11 protein-coding genes are annotated in these 14,110 nt (G+C 65.9%); 3 read left to right on the forward strand and 8 right to left on the reverse strand.

Going from position 1 to position 14,110, the window contains the following annotated elements:
* Window positions 1–32 precede the first annotated feature (32 nt).
* Both MZV50_RS11410 and MZV50_RS11415 read right to left on the reverse strand, forming a co-directional pair.
* Window positions 33–677, reverse strand: a complete 645-nt coding sequence (locus MZV50_RS11410; protein WP_252634717.1) for a response regulator transcription factor — start codon at window positions 675–677, stop codon at window positions 33–35.
* Window positions 661–4,662: a PAS domain-containing sensor histidine kinase gene (locus MZV50_RS11415; protein WP_252634718.1), complete on the reverse strand. Its 4,002-nt coding sequence runs from the start codon at window positions 4,660–4,662 to the stop codon at window positions 661–663. The genes MZV50_RS11410 and MZV50_RS11415 overlap by 17 nt, the downstream gene beginning before the upstream one ends.
* Before the next feature lie 267 nt (window positions 4,663–4,929).
* Here MZV50_RS11415 and MZV50_RS11420 point away from each other — a divergent pair, with 267 nt between their 5' ends.
* Both MZV50_RS11420 and MZV50_RS11425 read left to right on the forward strand, forming a co-directional pair.
* Window positions 4,930–5,100, forward strand: a complete 171-nt coding sequence (locus MZV50_RS11420) for a hypothetical protein (protein ID WP_252634720.1) — start codon at window positions 4,930–4,932, stop codon at window positions 5,098–5,100.
* Complete coding sequence (locus MZV50_RS11425) at window positions 5,097–5,693, forward strand: winged helix-turn-helix domain-containing protein (RefSeq protein ID WP_252634721.1); 597 nt, start codon at window positions 5,097–5,099, stop codon at window positions 5,691–5,693. Before MZV50_RS11420 ends, MZV50_RS11425 begins: the two co-directional genes overlap by 4 nt.
* 33 nt (window positions 5,694–5,726) lie before the next feature.
* Here MZV50_RS11425 and MZV50_RS11430 read toward each other — a convergent pair whose 3' ends face one another.
* Together MZV50_RS11430 and MZV50_RS11435 are read right to left on the reverse strand one after the other, a co-directional pair.
* Window positions 5,727–6,716 (reverse strand): alpha/beta fold hydrolase, encoded by a 990-nt coding sequence (locus tag MZV50_RS11430; protein WP_252634723.1) that lies wholly within the window; start codon window positions 6,714–6,716, stop codon window positions 5,727–5,729.
* A gap of 95 nt (window positions 6,717–6,811) precedes the next feature.
* Complete coding sequence (locus MZV50_RS11435) at window positions 6,812–7,579, reverse strand: alpha/beta fold hydrolase (protein ID WP_252634724.1); 768 nt, start codon at window positions 7,577–7,579, stop codon at window positions 6,812–6,814.
* A gap of 313 nt (window positions 7,580–7,892) precedes the next feature.
* Here MZV50_RS11435 and MZV50_RS11440 point away from each other — a divergent pair, with 313 nt between their 5' ends.
* On the forward strand, window positions 7,893–8,567 hold the full coding sequence (locus MZV50_RS11440; RefSeq protein WP_252634726.1) for an isochorismatase family protein: 675 nt from the start codon (window positions 7,893–7,895) through the stop codon (window positions 8,565–8,567).
* A 36-nt stretch (window positions 8,568–8,603) separates the two neighbouring features.
* Here MZV50_RS11440 and MZV50_RS11445 read toward each other — a convergent pair whose 3' ends face one another.
* The 4 genes from MZV50_RS11445 to MZV50_RS11460 form a co-directional block, all read right to left on the reverse strand.
* On the reverse strand, window positions 8,604–9,389 hold the full coding sequence (locus tag MZV50_RS11445) for a DUF6454 family protein (RefSeq protein ID WP_252634727.1): 786 nt from the start codon (window positions 9,387–9,389) through the stop codon (window positions 8,604–8,606).
* A 68-nt stretch (window positions 9,390–9,457) separates the two neighbouring features.
* Window positions 9,458–12,247, reverse strand: a complete 2,790-nt coding sequence (locus MZV50_RS11450) for a TonB-dependent receptor (RefSeq protein WP_252634728.1) — start codon at window positions 12,245–12,247, stop codon at window positions 9,458–9,460.
* Window positions 12,248–12,398: 151 nt separating this feature from the next.
* Window positions 12,399–13,358, reverse strand: a complete 960-nt coding sequence (locus tag MZV50_RS11455; RefSeq protein ID WP_252634730.1) for a DUF4880 domain-containing protein — start codon at window positions 13,356–13,358, stop codon at window positions 12,399–12,401.
* Window positions 13,359–13,424: 66 nt separating this feature from the next.
* Window positions 13,425–14,030, reverse strand: coding sequence for an RNA polymerase sigma factor (locus tag MZV50_RS11460; protein WP_252634732.1), 606 nt, complete (start codon window positions 14,028–14,030; stop codon window positions 13,425–13,427).
* Between the last annotated feature and the right edge of the window lie 80 nt (window positions 14,031–14,110).

A 14,110-nucleotide genomic window follows, 5' to 3' on the forward strand; every position in this document is an offset into this window, starting at 1 on the left:
CGGCGGCGGGACATCCGCCGCCGGCTCGGCGCTCAGCTCTGAGGGATCACGCCGGACTTGGCCAGGCGATCGGCCATGCGCACGAGTTCGGGCAGGGATTCAGCCTCCATCTTCTTCATCACCTGGCTGCGATGGAGTTTGACCGTCGCTTCGGTGATCGCGGCGCGCTCGGCGATCTGCTTGTTTAGGAGCCCCGCCGCCACGAGGCCGAAAACCTGTCGCTCACGTTCCGACAAGGTGGCATAGCGCGCGTGCAGGGCCTGATTGAGCTTGGCCTCGCTGCGGCGCGCCTGGTCATTGGCCAGGGCTCGGTTGACCGCTTCCAGCAAATCCTGCTCGCGCACGGGCTTGGACAGCACGTCGACGGCGCCGGCCTTCATCGCGCGCACGGCCATCTGGACATCGACGTGAGCGCTGATCAGCACGACCGACTGGGCCATGTCGGTTCGAGCCAGGGCCTCCTGGAACTCCAGACCGCTACGGCCCGGAAGCCGAATATCCAGCACGATGCAGCCCGCGCGCTCCACGGGACCTGCGTCGAGAAACGACTGCACCGATCCATGGATCTCGGTCGCCAGGCCCACGGACTGGAAGAGCGCCCTCAGGGCCTCGCGGACGCTTTCGTCGTCGTCGATGACGACCACGAGGGCCTCGCTGTCCTTAGCGTTGGGAAACATGAACGCCGTATCCTTCCGCCAGGGGCAGGGTGAAACTGAAGACGCCGCCTCGCGTCGCACTATTGGCCGCCCAAATCCGACCTCTATGGGCCTCGATGATCGACCTGCAGATCGCCAGGCCCATCCCGATACCTTCGGCCTTGGTGCTGAAGAACGCCTCGAAGAGCCGATCGGGATCGTCGGTCCCCAGACCTGGCCCGGTGTCGGTCACGCTCACCAACGCTTCGCCGTCTCGGGTTTTTCCGCGGACCGTCAAGCGCCGGGTAGCGACGGCCGTACCGGCCATCGCCTCGACCCCGTTCATGATCAGGTTGAGGAGCACCTGCTGAAGCTGGGTTGCGTCACCAAGGATGGCGCTGGCCCCTTCGTCCAGCTCGGCCTTGGCGACGACGCTATGACGCTTGAACTCACCTTGCAAGAGATCGAGGACCGGCTGGACGACGTCCTCCAGGCTGACCCGGTCCATCCGAGGCGCGGACTTGCGGGCGAGGTTGCGAAGACTGGTTATGATGTCGCCCGCACGGTGGCCGTCGCGCACGATGCGCTCCGCGGCCTGGCGAGCCATGGCGATGTCCGTCTGGGCGCCGTCGAGCCAGCGCAGGCAGGCGCCGGCGTTGGTGACAACGGCCATCAACGGTTGATTGACTTCGTGGGCGATCGATACGGCCAACTCGCCGATCGTGGTCATCCGCGTGACGTGGGCCAGATCGCTCTGACTTTGCCGCAGATCCTCTTCGGCGCGCTTGCGGTTCTCGATGTCGACATTGACACCGAACCACTGGGTGAGATTGCCCTGCTCGTCGAAGAACGGGCAGGCGCGGATCAGGAACCAGCGGTATTCTCCGTCCGCGCGGCGCAGGCGTAGCTCGGCTTCGCCCGGTTCGCCCGCGGCGATAATCCCGGCCCACATCTCCATGATGGGCTCGCGGTCATCGGGGTGAATGTAGTCGGCGAACTTGAAACCCAGGACGTCGTCCAGCTCCGCGCCTGCATAGTCGAGATACTGCTGGCTCCAGAACCGCGTGGCGCCCTGCGCGTCGGACGACCAGGTCAGGCCTGGGATCGACGAGACGATCTGCTGGAGCTCGCGTTCACTGTCGCGTAGCGCCACTTCGCTGCTGGAGAGGGCGTCTTGGGCGTCCTTGCGATCTTCGATGTCAATATTGACCCCGAACCATTCCACCACGCGTCCGTAGCAGTCGACATGTGGGCTGGCCCGGAAAAGCATCCAGCGATAACTGCCGTCCGCCCGACGCAGGCGCGCCTCGTGCTCGTGCGCCCGCTCTTCGGTCATGGCGGTGACCCATGCGGCCAGCAGACCTGCGGCGTCATCGGGGTGCAGGGCGTCGGCCCACGCGCCGGCGAGGGCGCTTTCGGCGTCGACACCGATGTAGTCCAGATACTGCTGGCTGAGGAACGTGATCGCGCCGTCGGCGCCCGCCGACCAGACCAGGCCAGGAACCGCGTTGATGATGTGCTCGAGGCGGCGCTCGTTGTCACGCAACGCAGCCTCGCTGGCGAGTAGGGCGCCCTCTACGCGCTTTCTATCCTCGATATCGACGACGATGCCGTACCATTTGAGGACGTTCCCATCGTTGTCCAACAGCGGGTTCTGCCGAAACGCGAACCATCGGTATTGGCCATCGCGGCCCCGCATGCGGCCTTCCGTTTCCTGGGGGCGCTTTGAGCCGACGACCTCGTTCCAGGTCGCGCGCAGGGCCTCCAGGTCTTCAGGATGGAAGAGGCGATAGAAGCCATCGCCCTCGATCTCCTCGAAGGCGACGCCCGCGAAATCCAGGAACGGCTGGTTCCACGAATCCAACATGCCATCGGGCTCTGTCGACCAGACCATAGCGGGGATGGTGCTGATCGTCAGGCTCAGCGCCCGCTCGCTCTCCCGCAGCGCGGCCTCGCTTTCTCGCAGCGCGTTCTCGGCGCGCTGCAGATCCTCGATGTCGAGATTGCATCCGAACCAGCGGACCGCCCCGTTGGCGTCGGTGATTTTGCGCCCCGCGAAATAGAACCGCCGGTACTCCCCGTCGAACCGGCGGATCCGGGCCTGGGCAAGCGAGGAATCCTTATCCTGCGCTTCGCGCCAGGCCGTCAAAAGGCCGTCGACATCGTCGGGATGGATGACGTCGGTAAAGCCGAAGTCCAGGATCGCCTCGGCAGGACGACCAACGAAGTCGAGATATCTCTGGTTGGCGAAGTCGGCGGCGCCGCCGTCCTTGGCCGACCAGATCAAGACCGGAAGGGAGTCGAGGATCAGGCTTACATTGCGTTCGCTGGCCACGAGCGCAGCCTCGGCGCGTTTGCGATCCTCGATATCCATGTTGACGCCGTACCAGCGAACAACATCGCCCTCGGCGTTGAGCAGTGGACTGCAGCGGCAGATCAGCCAGCGATACTCGCCGTCGGCGCGCCGCGAACGGCCCTCGATCTCGCCGCCGGTCTTTGACGCCATCATCGCTTGCCATTCGGCGAACATCCGATCGACGTCGTCAGGATGGAACTGCGCGAGGAAACCCGTGTCCATCAGCTCCTCTGCGGAGCGACCGGTGAAGTCGACCATGTTCTTGTTGAACATGTCGGCATAGCCCTCGGCCGTCGTCGACCAGGCCATGCCAGGAATGGTGTCGAGCATCATGCTCAAGGCGCTCTCGCTCTCGCGCAGGGCCGCCTCGCTGGCCCTCAGGGCGTCTTCTGCCCGCTGCAAGTCCTCGATATCGACGTTGCAGCCAAACCAGCGGACCAGACCGTTGGCCTGGGTGAGCTTGCGACCGGCGAAATAGAACCAGCGATACTCCCCGTCGGCCCCGCGGATGCGGCCCTTCAGCGCGGTCTGGTCGGCCTCGGCCAAATCCCGGGTCCAGATCTCCATCATCCCTGGCACATCGTCGGGATGGTAGAGGTCCAGGAAACCCCATTCCAGAATCTTGTCGGCCGGCTCGCCCGCATAGTCGCGCCAGCTCTGGTTTATGAACTCGGCGCTACCGTCCGGGCGGGCCGACCACACCAGGACGGGCAAGGAATTGACGATGAGGTCGAGGTTCTGCTCGCTCGCCAACAAGGCGGCCTGGGCTTCCTCGAGCGCGCTCTCGGCGCGCTTGCGGTCCTCGATATCGGTGCCGACGCCGTACCACTTGATGACATTGCCGTCGGCGTCGAGCAGCGGGTTCTGCCGCAGCACGAACCAGCGGTACTCACCATCCGCGCGACGCATTCGTCCCTCGACATCGCGCGGTCGCTTGGTGGCCATGATCTCCTGCCAGGAGGCCAGCAGGTGGGCGGTGTCATCGGGGTGAAAGATCGGCCAGAATCCCTGGCCGCTGATCTCCTCGGCGGTCCAGCCGACATAGTCGACGAAGTTCTGGTTGCAGAAATCGATCAGGCCGTCCGGCGTCGTCGACCAGGCCATCGCCGGGATGGTGTTGATCGTCAGGTGCAAGCGCCATTCGCTCTCCGCCAAGGCTTGGGCGGAAGGTGGCGCGGCGCGCTGGTCCTTCGGCGGGCGGCGGTCGCTGAGTTCGCGCATCTCCCGGCAGGCGAGGCTGGTTTGCGCGGCGGCGATCTTGAGCTTCGAGCGCTCCTGTCCGGTTGGGAAGGCCTCGCGGCGCGCGCCGGCGAGAATTTCGCCGATGCCGGCGCTAACGCCCAACGGACATCGAACCACCGACACCGATTGGCCGCCCAGAGGAAGCTGAACCCCCAGTTCGCCGTGGTCGGACCAGGCCTCCAGCGCCACGCGGATGTCTTCTGAGGAGCATGTGCGGGCGAAATCCGGCGCGAGGCGCAGAAAGACGTGCGTGGTGTCGTTGAAGCGCAAACCCACGAAATCCAGCGCGAGCATTTCGAGCAAGGTCTCGAGCACGCTTTCGGCGATGGAGGTGGGGTCCAGGCCTGTCCAGGCGTCGGGCAGACCTCCCAGGCGCTCAAGGTCGTATTCGAGCTGTTGCAGGGTCCGACTTTCGGCCGACGGCGGCATGACGTGCGGAGGTGCCACAAGGAGCCCTTTGTCTTGTCTCTCCGACGCAGGCTTAGACTATCGTGATCAAAGCGCGGCTTCCACCTCAACCAAGGTCTAGTCAGGCTCGACGAAAGGCTAGGCGCCGAGGGCGAGGCGCAAGGTTTCAAGGGGTGTGGAGAGGCCGGTCGAGGCGCAGCGGTGTCGGATTGGGCTTCTCCTGCGGAGCGCCTTTTGGGGTTTGCTTCGGCCTGGCCATAGGGGAACTAGACGAAGGTCGAGTCCTATATGCCTAAAGGCGAGAAAGGCGCGACCATGGGCGAATTGAAGCTCGATGCTTGTGAGCGCTACCTTCGGTTATCAGGACTCAAGGAGGGTGGCGTGTCGAACCGTTCGAATTCCACCCACCCGGCCTGCGACGACGCGGCCCTGCGCCGCATCATGGTGTCCGGCTCATGACGCCCGCGCCGACCTTCACCTTCGGAGACTATTTGTTTGTGCCAGGACGCCAACTGCTCCTGAAGAGCGGTGAGGTCGTCCGCGTCGGCTGCCGCGCGCTGGATCTGTTGACGGCTTTCGTCCAGCGGCCGGGGGAGCTTCTCACCAAGCAAGAGTTGCTGGAAGGGGCCTGGCCCAGCACCACCGTCGTCGAGGGCAACCTGAAGGTCCACATCGCGGCTCTGCGCCGGGCGCTCGAAGATGACGTCGACGCCGCCCGATACATCGCCACCGTGAATGGCCGAGGCTACCGCTTCATCTCGCCGGTCGAGACAGGGGAGGCGCTATCTGCGGGCGGGGCGGCGGAGAGAACGTTGACCGGAGAGGTCGAAACCGCGCCAGTTGGTCCAGCACCCGGAAGCTTTGAGGACGTGATGGCGTTGCTGGCGCGGACGATGCGCTCCATGGTCATCGACGTGCCGGGCCAGCCCGACCGGGAGAGCGCCCAAGGCGCATCGCGCCGGATCCTGTTCATCGAACTGACGTCCAGGGAAGAGGCTTGGATAGAGGACCTGTTCGCACAACGTCTACGAAGAGTATCCGCGACGCGGTGAGCGTCGCGGATGTCTTAGGAGTCCCGACCGGTCTTACTTGGCGACCTTGCGATCCAGGAAGTCGTGGATCAGCGGGGCCATCTCGCCGAGGCGATCCTCCAGGGCGAAGTGGCCCGAGTCGAGAATGTGGACTTCAGCCTTGGGCAGGTCGCGCAGGTAGGGATGGGCGCCGGCCTCGGGGAAGATCTTGTCGTTCTTGCCCCAGACGATCAGCATCGGCGGCTGGTAGTCGCGGAAGAACTTCTGGAAGTCGGGATAGAAGGGCACGTTGGAGCCGTAGTCGCCGAGCATGTCCAGCTGGACGTCGCGATTGCCCGGACGGTCCAGAAGCGCCTGGTCGTGCACCCAGTTGTCGGGGCTGATGCGGCTCACGTCGCCCATGCCGTCGGTGTATTGGAACTTGGTGATGTCCAGGGTGACGAGGTTGTTCAGCGCGTCGCGGTTCTTCTGCGAGCGGTCCTTCCAGTAGACCTTGATCGGATCCCAGAACGGCGACTCCAGGCCTTCGGTGTAGGCATTGCCGTTCTGGACGATGAAGCCGCTGACACGCTCAGGGTGCTTCAGGGCCAGGCGGTAGCCGATCGGGGCGCCGTAATCCATGACGTACATGGTGTATCGCTTCAGACCCAGCTGGTTCACCAGCTTGTCCATCACGTCGGCCTGGTTGGCGAAGGTGTATGAAAACTGGGTGTGGTCGGGCGCGTCGCTCTCACCATAGCCCGGATAGTCCGGCGCGATGACGCGGTACTTGTCGGCCAGCAGCGGGATCAGGTTGCGGAACATGTGCGACGAGGTCGGGAAACCGTGCAGCAGCAGGATCACCGGACCGTCGGCCGGGCCGGCCTCGCGATAGGCCACCCTCACGCCGTCGACCGTGGCGGTCTTGTAGTGGATCACCGGCGGAGCGAGGCGCGTGGCGGCGGCTTTGGCGGCTGGCGCGGCGATCGCGTGCGGGGCGGCCGCGAAGGTCGCAGCGGACAGAGCGATGGCGGCCAGGGCCGCAGACGTGAACAGGCGAGTCATGGATAGCTCCTAGGGTTTTGAGGATCTTCGGGAGAACTTCGGGGAGGAGGGGTCTCGTCCCGCGCATGCGCGTGGCGAGATCGTCTGGCGGGCGACTACTTGGTCGCGTCGGCCGCCATCGCGATGAAGTTGGCGACGTAGCCGGGTTTGGAGAGCATGACCGCGTGGCTGCTCGGCGTTTCGACGAGCGTAGCCTTCGCCCGCAAAGCCATGGCGCGTTGCGCGGCCGGTGGGATCATCATGTCGTGCGTCGCCAGCAGGTAGTAGCTGGGCTTGGCCTTCCAAGCCGGCGCGGTGATCTTGGCGCCGACCGCGCCCAGGCCCCACGGAACCTGCGAGGCAGCCATGAAATGGGTGATCTTCGGATCGACATCGGCGGCGAAGGCCGAGGCGAACTGCGCCGGATCGATCTGAATGAAGCCGTCCTTGGGCGGCAGCAGCGGCGCGGGCGGCGCGCCCGGGACCGGCGTGCTGGCCAGCTGCAGCACAGACTCGCCGGCGTCGGGGGCGAAGGCGGCCAGATAGACCAGGCTCTTGACCTTGGGATCGGCGCCGGCCTCGGTGATCACCGCGCCGCCATACGAGTGGCCCACGAGGATCACCGGGTGCTTGGCCTGGGCGATCGCCTGACGAGCCGCCGTCGCGTCCCCCTCCAGCGTGATCGTCGGGTTCTGGACGATAAGGACCTCGTAGCCCTTCTTTTCCAGCAGCTCGTAGACTGGCCGCCAGCCCGAGGCGTCCACGAAGGCGCCGTGCACCAGGACGATGGACACCGGCCTTTCGGTGGCGTCGGCGGCGAAGGCCGCCCCGGCCGGTGCGGCGGCGGCCAGGGCCGCGATCACTCCAACGACTGCGCGCTTCATTGAACTTCTCCTAGGGGATGACCGAGCCCGGGGCGGACGTTGGCCAATAGGAATAGTCCCTTGAGGGCGGATGTGTGGTTAGGTGTGGTAAAAGTCGGTCAATGGTGGCGTGATTGGAGTTGTTTGGTAAAAATAGGCGGTCACTTCTATTGAAGTGAGGTGTATAGACAAGGTGGTTAATTGGAATCTATGATCGTAAGTGCGGAAATTTACCGGGATTTACTGGATCGATGGGGCGGGGCGGGGAATGGTCGATACGCGCCGGGCGTCCCTGAGGATGCCGACCGAGCGCGGACCATTTCGAGGAAATCCCATGACCACGTCGCCGAAGCCAAAATCGAGCGTCCTGCCTACAGGTGGCGGCGCCGCCCTGATCGATCCCGCCGACGCGGCGCTCCTGCTGCTGGATCACCAGTCGGGCCTGTTCCAGACCGTCAAGGACATCTCCGTGGCGGACCTCCGCCGCAACGTCGAGATGGTCGCCCGCCTGGCGACACTGCTGAACATCCCGGTGATTACCACCGCGTCCGAGCCGTCCGGCTCGAACGGTCCGCTGATGCCGGAGATCCACGAACTGGCGCCTCACGCCGTCTATGTACCGCGCAAGGGCGAGGTGAACGCCTGGGACAACGGCGACTTCGTCGGCCAGGTCAAATCGACCGGCCGCAAGACCCTGATCATGGCCGGCGTCTGGACCAGCGTCTGCGTGATGTTCCCGGCCCTGGATGCGGTGGCTGCCGGCTATGACGTCTACGCCGTCGTCGATGCTTCGGGCGATCCTAGCGAGATGGCCTCGCGCACCAGCCTCGCCCGGTTCGTCCAGGGCGGGGTCAAGCCGACCTCGACCAACGCCCTGCTGAGCGAACTGCACCGCACCTGGGCGCGACCGGAAGCCGCCGAACTGGCCAAGCTCTATGGCCTTGCGGCGCCGAACTACGCCGCCGTCATGGAAAGCTTCCAGAAGGCTCAGGCCGTGGCCAGGGCCTAATCGTACTGGTGAGGCGGGCGCCGGCCCGCCTCTTAGCTAGCGCCCGGTCAGCTTGAACCGGAACATCCGGCTGGGGCCGTCCTCGGGCACGAGATAGAGGTCGCGGCCCTGCAGGGCCATGCCTTCCTCGGTGTAGCGGACGCCGCGGTCAGTGGCGCCGGCGGCGCGGCTGTCCATCAGCGTCATCGACGGCCAGGCAAACCAGTCTATTGCGCCGGCCTTGGGACCGAGCGCGCCGGAGCCAACCAGGCGGCCCTGCTCGAACTTCATATCCTGATAGCGGGTCGGGGAGGGGTTCTGGATCACCCGGACCTGTCGACCCCGGCGGTTGAACACGTAGAGCAGGCGGCTGTCCCAATTGCCGGCGACCAGGCCGCGACCTGACGCCGCGACGCAGCCGATGTGGTCGGCCACCGAGATTTTCCGACGAATGGTCAGCGTCTTCTTGTCGATTTCGACCAGGACCGCCGAGCTGTTGGCCCTGTACTCGGCCACCGGAACCCAGATCGACCCGCCGTGCATCGCCATGCCGCCGGGATGGTAACGGACGCCGTCGATGATCTCGAGACGGCGCTCGAACTTGCCGCTGCGCCGATCGAACTGGTGGATATAGCCCCTGTGCTCGCGGGTATCGACGGATGTGACCCAGATATGCCGAGCGTCTAGATCCATGCCCTGGACGTGAAACAGCTCGCCGTTGAGCGGCAGCACATCGACGAGCCGGGCGCGTTCGACCCCGTCGGGCTGGGCTCTCGTGGCCGTGGCCGCGCCGGTCAGGAGCAGGATGGCCGCCGATGCGGCAAGAACGCGGTCGAGGATCATCAGGCCTTCCGGAAAAAGAGCGGGACCGGCCCTGGCCGGCCCCGTAGTCGTTGGGGATCAGAGGGGGATCAGAAGGTCGTGAACTGGAAGCCCAGCCAGACCGTGCGGCCGTTGTTCTTGATCTGGTAGGCCGGGCCATAGTTGGTCACGCCGTAACGGTCGGTGATGTCCTGGTCGAGCATGTTGCGGCCCTCGACCATGACGCGGAAGTTTCGGCTCACCTGCCAGCTGGCCTGAAGGTCCAGCAGCGGATCGTACTTGGTGCGCCGGTCGTTGGCCGGATTGTAGCTGAGGCTCGGGACCGACGATTGTTCCTGCAGGTAGAGGTTCGCCGCGAACGGGCCCTTGTTGTAGGCCAGCGAGGCGTTGAAGAAGTGGCGCGGCGCGTTGTCGACCAGGCGCGTGTCGCTCGGCGGCGTCCCGCCGCCGCCGTTGATCGCCGTGATCTGGTAGACGAGGTAATCGTAGGAGAGCGTCAGGCCCAGATTGCCGAAGCGCTCGGGGATCCACGGCAGCTGGGGATCCGACCAGACCGCCTCCAGGCCGCGGACCTTGCCGTAGACCTTCTTGCCGTTCACCTCGCGGACATTGCTGGTGTAGGTGATCACCTCGCGCACGCCATCGGGACCGATCGACTGGCTGCTGCTGCTGGCCGAGATGTCATGCAGATCCTTGGCGAACCCGCCGAACGAGAGATAGGCCGAGCGGCCGTAATAGTACTCGGCCGAGGCGTCGAAATTGGTCGAGCGGATCGGCATCAGATAGGGGTTGCTGTAGCTGATCGAGCGCGTAACCGGCGTGTCGTAGCTGGTGATCAGGCGGCGCGAGGCGCTGTTGATCGCCGGCCGCTCCAGGGTCTTGGTGAAGGCCCCGCGCAGCTTCAGGTTCGAGGTCACGTCGTACGAGCCGTAGGCGCTGGGCAGCACGTGCCAGTAGTTCTGCTCGTAGTGGCCCTGGATGAACTTGCCGACGGTGTCGGGCTCGTACTGGTCGAGTTCGCGATGGGTGTGGGCGGCGCGAACGCCGGCCGACAGGCGCGCACGATCCCAGCCGAACGAGACGATGCCATAGCCCAGGCCGATCTCTTCGGAGCCGTTGAAGTTCTGGCCATAGCTGTCGGCCGGATCGGCGGCGTAGAGGCGGTTGGCGTCGGGGGAGGGCGTTCCGCGCGTGTTCACCAGGCTCAGGAAGGTGTCGACGTTCCAGTCCACCGGCTGGAACAGGGTCACGTTGGAGGCGCTGGTGACTTCCGAGAGCAGCACACCGCTGCTCGGCAGGATCCGGGCATAGCCGCGCTGAACGTTGCTGCGGTCCAGGGTCTTGAGCTGCGCGCCGAGCTTGAAGCCCAGGCCATTGTCGGCCAGGTCCATGTTGTGGGCGTAGTCGATGCGGGCGAAGTAGTTCTGGTCACGGCTCAGGGTGTCACCGACCGTCACCTTCGAGTTCAGGCGATAGTTGGCGGGCTTTGAGGTCTGGGCGTTGGATCCCGGCGTGAACGACAGCTGGTCATCGCCGAAGCTGTAGCCGACCGGCGTGGTCAGGGCGCTGGAGGCCAGCACGAAGCCGCTGGTGGCGATCGAGCCGGCGAGGACGCGGTTGTAGGTCACGCCCACGCGGACCGAAAGGCTGTCCTTGTCGTTGATGGCGTAGTCGCCGCCCAGCTGGACGATGTGGTCCATCAACTTGGGGTGACCGGCGTTGAAGCCGTAGGACGCCGAGGCGGCGTTGAACTGACCGCCGGTGGAAGTCGGATTGACGGCACCGGCCGCCGCGACGCTGACCGTCGAGGTGCGCTGCTCGGTGCGGAAGTCATGCTCCAGATAGAAGTACTCTCCGAACAGCGAGAGCTTGTCGCTGGGCCTGTAGTCCAGGCGCGCCATGGCCGAGACGCGCTGGCTGGCGCTGTAGGTCTCGCCCTTGGTCAGAGCCCCATTCGGGACCAGGGTCCCGTTGATCGTGTTGAAGCTGGCGACCGAGACAGCGTCCTGACGCGAACCCAGTCGGTCGAGGCTGGCGCCCATGGCCAGGCCCCACTTGCCCGCATCATCCAGGCCGCCCTTCCAGGAGCCGGCCAGGCGCACGGGCTTGCGGGTCTTCAGCACTCCATCATTGCGGTTGTTGGCGCCGACATAGGCGCGAAAGTCCGCGACGTGCTGGCCGTTGTTGTCCAGACCGCTGATCGTGGTCAGGGCCACGTGGGCGGAGTTGGCGTTCTCATCCAGGTCCGGCGTGACCGTCGAGGTCACGGTGACGTTCTTGATGAAGTTAGCCGACAAAAGCTCGGTCGAGGTGGCGCGCGAGCCGTTGACGTAGTCGGTGAGCAGGACGCCGTCGACCGACTGAGAGGCCGCGGCATTGTTGAGGCCGCGGATCTGGACATAGCGGTTTTCGCCGCTCTGGGTCTCGTTGCGGCGCACCCCCGGCAGGCGGGCCAGGACGTCCGAGACGTCAAGATTGGGCAGGCGCTGGATTTCCAACTGGGTGACGGTATTGACCACCGTGTCGCTGCCCCACTTCAGGTCGCCGGCGCGCGGGCCGCTGGTGACGATGATTTCCTCCAGGGCCGTGGCCGCGTCGCTGGCGAGCCGAGCGTCTTCCCGGCCGGACGCGCCCTGCAGCATGATCATCTTGCCGTCGTCGCCGACGATGCTGAGGCCGGAGCCCGCGATCAGCTGGGTCAGGGCCGCGCGCGGCTCCATCGTGCCCCGCACGGCGGGCGAGCGCCGGCCCGCGGCCGCCTCGCCGGGAAAGAAGATCTGCACGCCGGCCTGACGGGCGAACTGGTTGAGCGCCTCGCCCATCGGCTGGGCCTTGATGTCGAAGGCCCGTTCGGCCGCGACGCTGACGGCAGGCGTCATCACGATCGCGGACGTGACAAGGAGCGCCGCGAAAAGCGGCGTGCGTGCGTAAGCACCACGGTTCATGGTCGAAGATCCCTTGGCCAGGCGCCCGTTCGCGCGCCCCCTCATCTCCAAGGATGGTCGGCGACGAAAACGCCTCCAAATCGGCTCAGGAATTTTTTAGCGACAGCAGCATGACCTGCTGGGACGGGGTCACGCGGACGTTCATCGTCGTTTCGAGCGCCAGCAGGAACGCGCTGGGATCGTCGGCCACGAACCGCCCGCCGACTCGCAGGCCAGCCAGTTGCGGATCGGCCAGGACGATCTTGCGCACGAGGTGGCGGTTATATTCCTCGATGGCGCTCGACAGCGGCTCGTCCACGAACAGGATCTCGCCACTGCGCCAAGCCAGGACCGCGGCGATGTCCTGTTCGGACAGAGGGCGGGCGAGGGGGCGTTCGGGGGTGAGGGCCAGGGCGGTGGGACCGCGAACCGGTGTGGCGGAGGGGCTAGCCGAAATGCCCTCGGCGCTGGCTTCGCCCTTCAGCACGACGAGATCCAGGAGGCCCTCGCGCAGGCGGGCGTTGTAGCGGCCGGGGCCCAGGCGCGCGCCGACGGGGCCGCCCTTGAGGTGGACCGGCCGGGCGTTCGCGGCGATGTCCAGAGCGATCTCGCCCCGCTCGAGCCAAAGGCGGAGGCCTTCATGGCCTGACTTCCAGGAGGCGGCGCTGTCGGTATTCAGCGTCAGCCCGCCGGCGCCGGCCAGGTCGACATGGCGCATGCCCCCGACCGGCGTCGAGGCGCGGTCTCGTGCATTGACCTTGCCGGCGATCAGCGCGCCGCCGCCGAGCGAAAATACGGCCAGGCCGGCGGCGATCGCGCCCCGGCGTGTGGGGTCGACCTTGCGGGAGCGCTTGACGGCGGGCGCCTCGGCGCCGTCGGCGGCGGCGCGTCGCGCCGCGTCGGAGACCCGGATAAAGGCCAGGGCGTGGCGAGGATCCTCGGTGCGCCAGCGCTCGAACGCCGCCTCGTCCAGGGTTCCAAGGTCAGCGCGCGCCAGCCACTGCGCGGCCGCGCGCAGCACCGGATCGCTTCCGGTCTCTTCCGACGCTCGCCGCTTTTCGAACACGCCCGGAGCCGCCCTTTCATCCGCCTATCTTAGGAAGATGGTTGGGCGCGCGAACGCCACCACATTTTACGAGCGCTCGACCGAATTTTTTCGGCGGCTCTCTTCGGCTTTGGCCGGACGATCGGTCGCGGGCAGGGCTGGCGTCGCCGCGAGCGCTTTGGCGACGAGGTAATGGGCGCGAGCCAAGCGCTTTTCCAAGGTCGACGGACTGACGCCAAGCTGCTGGGCCACCTCGCGCGGCGAGCGCTCCTCGATGCGCCGTAGAACGAAAACACGGCGGCAGCGCTCGGGCAGGTCCTTCAGGGCCGCGTCGAGGCGAGCTAGCTGTTCGCGGCCCGAGACGACCCGGAAGGCGTCGGGGCTTTCGTCGACGACGTCGAAGTCCTCGGCCAGGGTCATTTGCTCGAAGCGGGCGATCTTGGCGCGACGCAGCTTCTCGAACGCCAAGTTGCGCATCATCCGCAGCACATAGGCGTGGGGCGCCTCGATCTGCGCCCAGCCATCCACGGTCAGGAGCCGCGCGAACGCCTCCTGCACCAGGTCGCGGGCCGCATCGGAATCGTTCACCAGCTTGCGCGCCGAGGCCAGCAGCATCGGCTCGAGCGGCAGGATCTGATCCATGAACCATTGGTCGATGGGGCGAAGGTGCGACAAGGCTTGGCCGTTCTGCATCGGATCGGCCGTCGCTAGGCGCGATCGGTGTCAGTCACGTGACAGTTTGGCGATTGTTTCGACGGGGCGGGCCTGCTGCT

Origin of the sequence: Caulobacter segnis (assembly GCF_023935105.1) — a bacterium.
In the GTDB taxonomy this organism is placed as follows: domain Bacteria; phylum Pseudomonadota; class Alphaproteobacteria; order Caulobacterales; family Caulobacteraceae; genus Caulobacter; species Caulobacter segnis_B.

Excerpts from the sequence above, each read along its gene's own strand:
- MZV50_RS11415 (WP_252634718.1), bottom strand. The coding sequence starts at position 4,662 with ATGCCGCCGTCGGCCGAAAGTCGGACCCTGCAACAGCTCGAATACGAC.
- MZV50_RS11440 (WP_252634726.1), top strand. The coding sequence starts at position 7,893 with ATGACCACGTCGCCGAAGCCAAAATCGAGCGTCCTGCCTACAGGTGGC.
- MZV50_RS11425 (WP_252634721.1), top strand. The coding sequence starts at position 5,097 with ATGACGCCCGCGCCGACCTTCACCTTCGGAGACTATTTGTTTGTGCCA.
- MZV50_RS11420 (WP_252634720.1), top strand. The coding sequence starts at position 4,930 with ATGCCTAAAGGCGAGAAAGGCGCGACCATGGGCGAATTGAAGCTCGAT.
- MZV50_RS11445 (WP_252634727.1), bottom strand. The coding sequence starts at position 9,389 with ATGATCCTCGACCGCGTTCTTGCCGCATCGGCGGCCATCCTGCTCCTG.
- MZV50_RS11460 (WP_252634732.1), bottom strand. The coding sequence starts at position 14,030 with ATGCAGAACGGCCAAGCCTTGTCGCACCTTCGCCCCATCGACCAATGG.
- MZV50_RS11410 (WP_252634717.1), bottom strand. The coding sequence starts at position 677 with ATGTTTCCCAACGCTAAGGACAGCGAGGCCCTCGTGGTCGTCATCGAC.
- MZV50_RS11450 (WP_252634728.1), bottom strand. The coding sequence starts at position 12,247 with ATGACGCCTGCCGTCAGCGTCGCGGCCGAACGGGCCTTCGACATCAAG.
- MZV50_RS11430 (WP_252634723.1), bottom strand. The coding sequence starts at position 6,716 with ATGACTCGCCTGTTCACGTCTGCGGCCCTGGCCGCCATCGCTCTGTCC.
- MZV50_RS11435 (WP_252634724.1), bottom strand. The coding sequence starts at position 7,579 with ATGAAGCGCGCAGTCGTTGGAGTGATCGCGGCCCTGGCCGCCGCCGCA.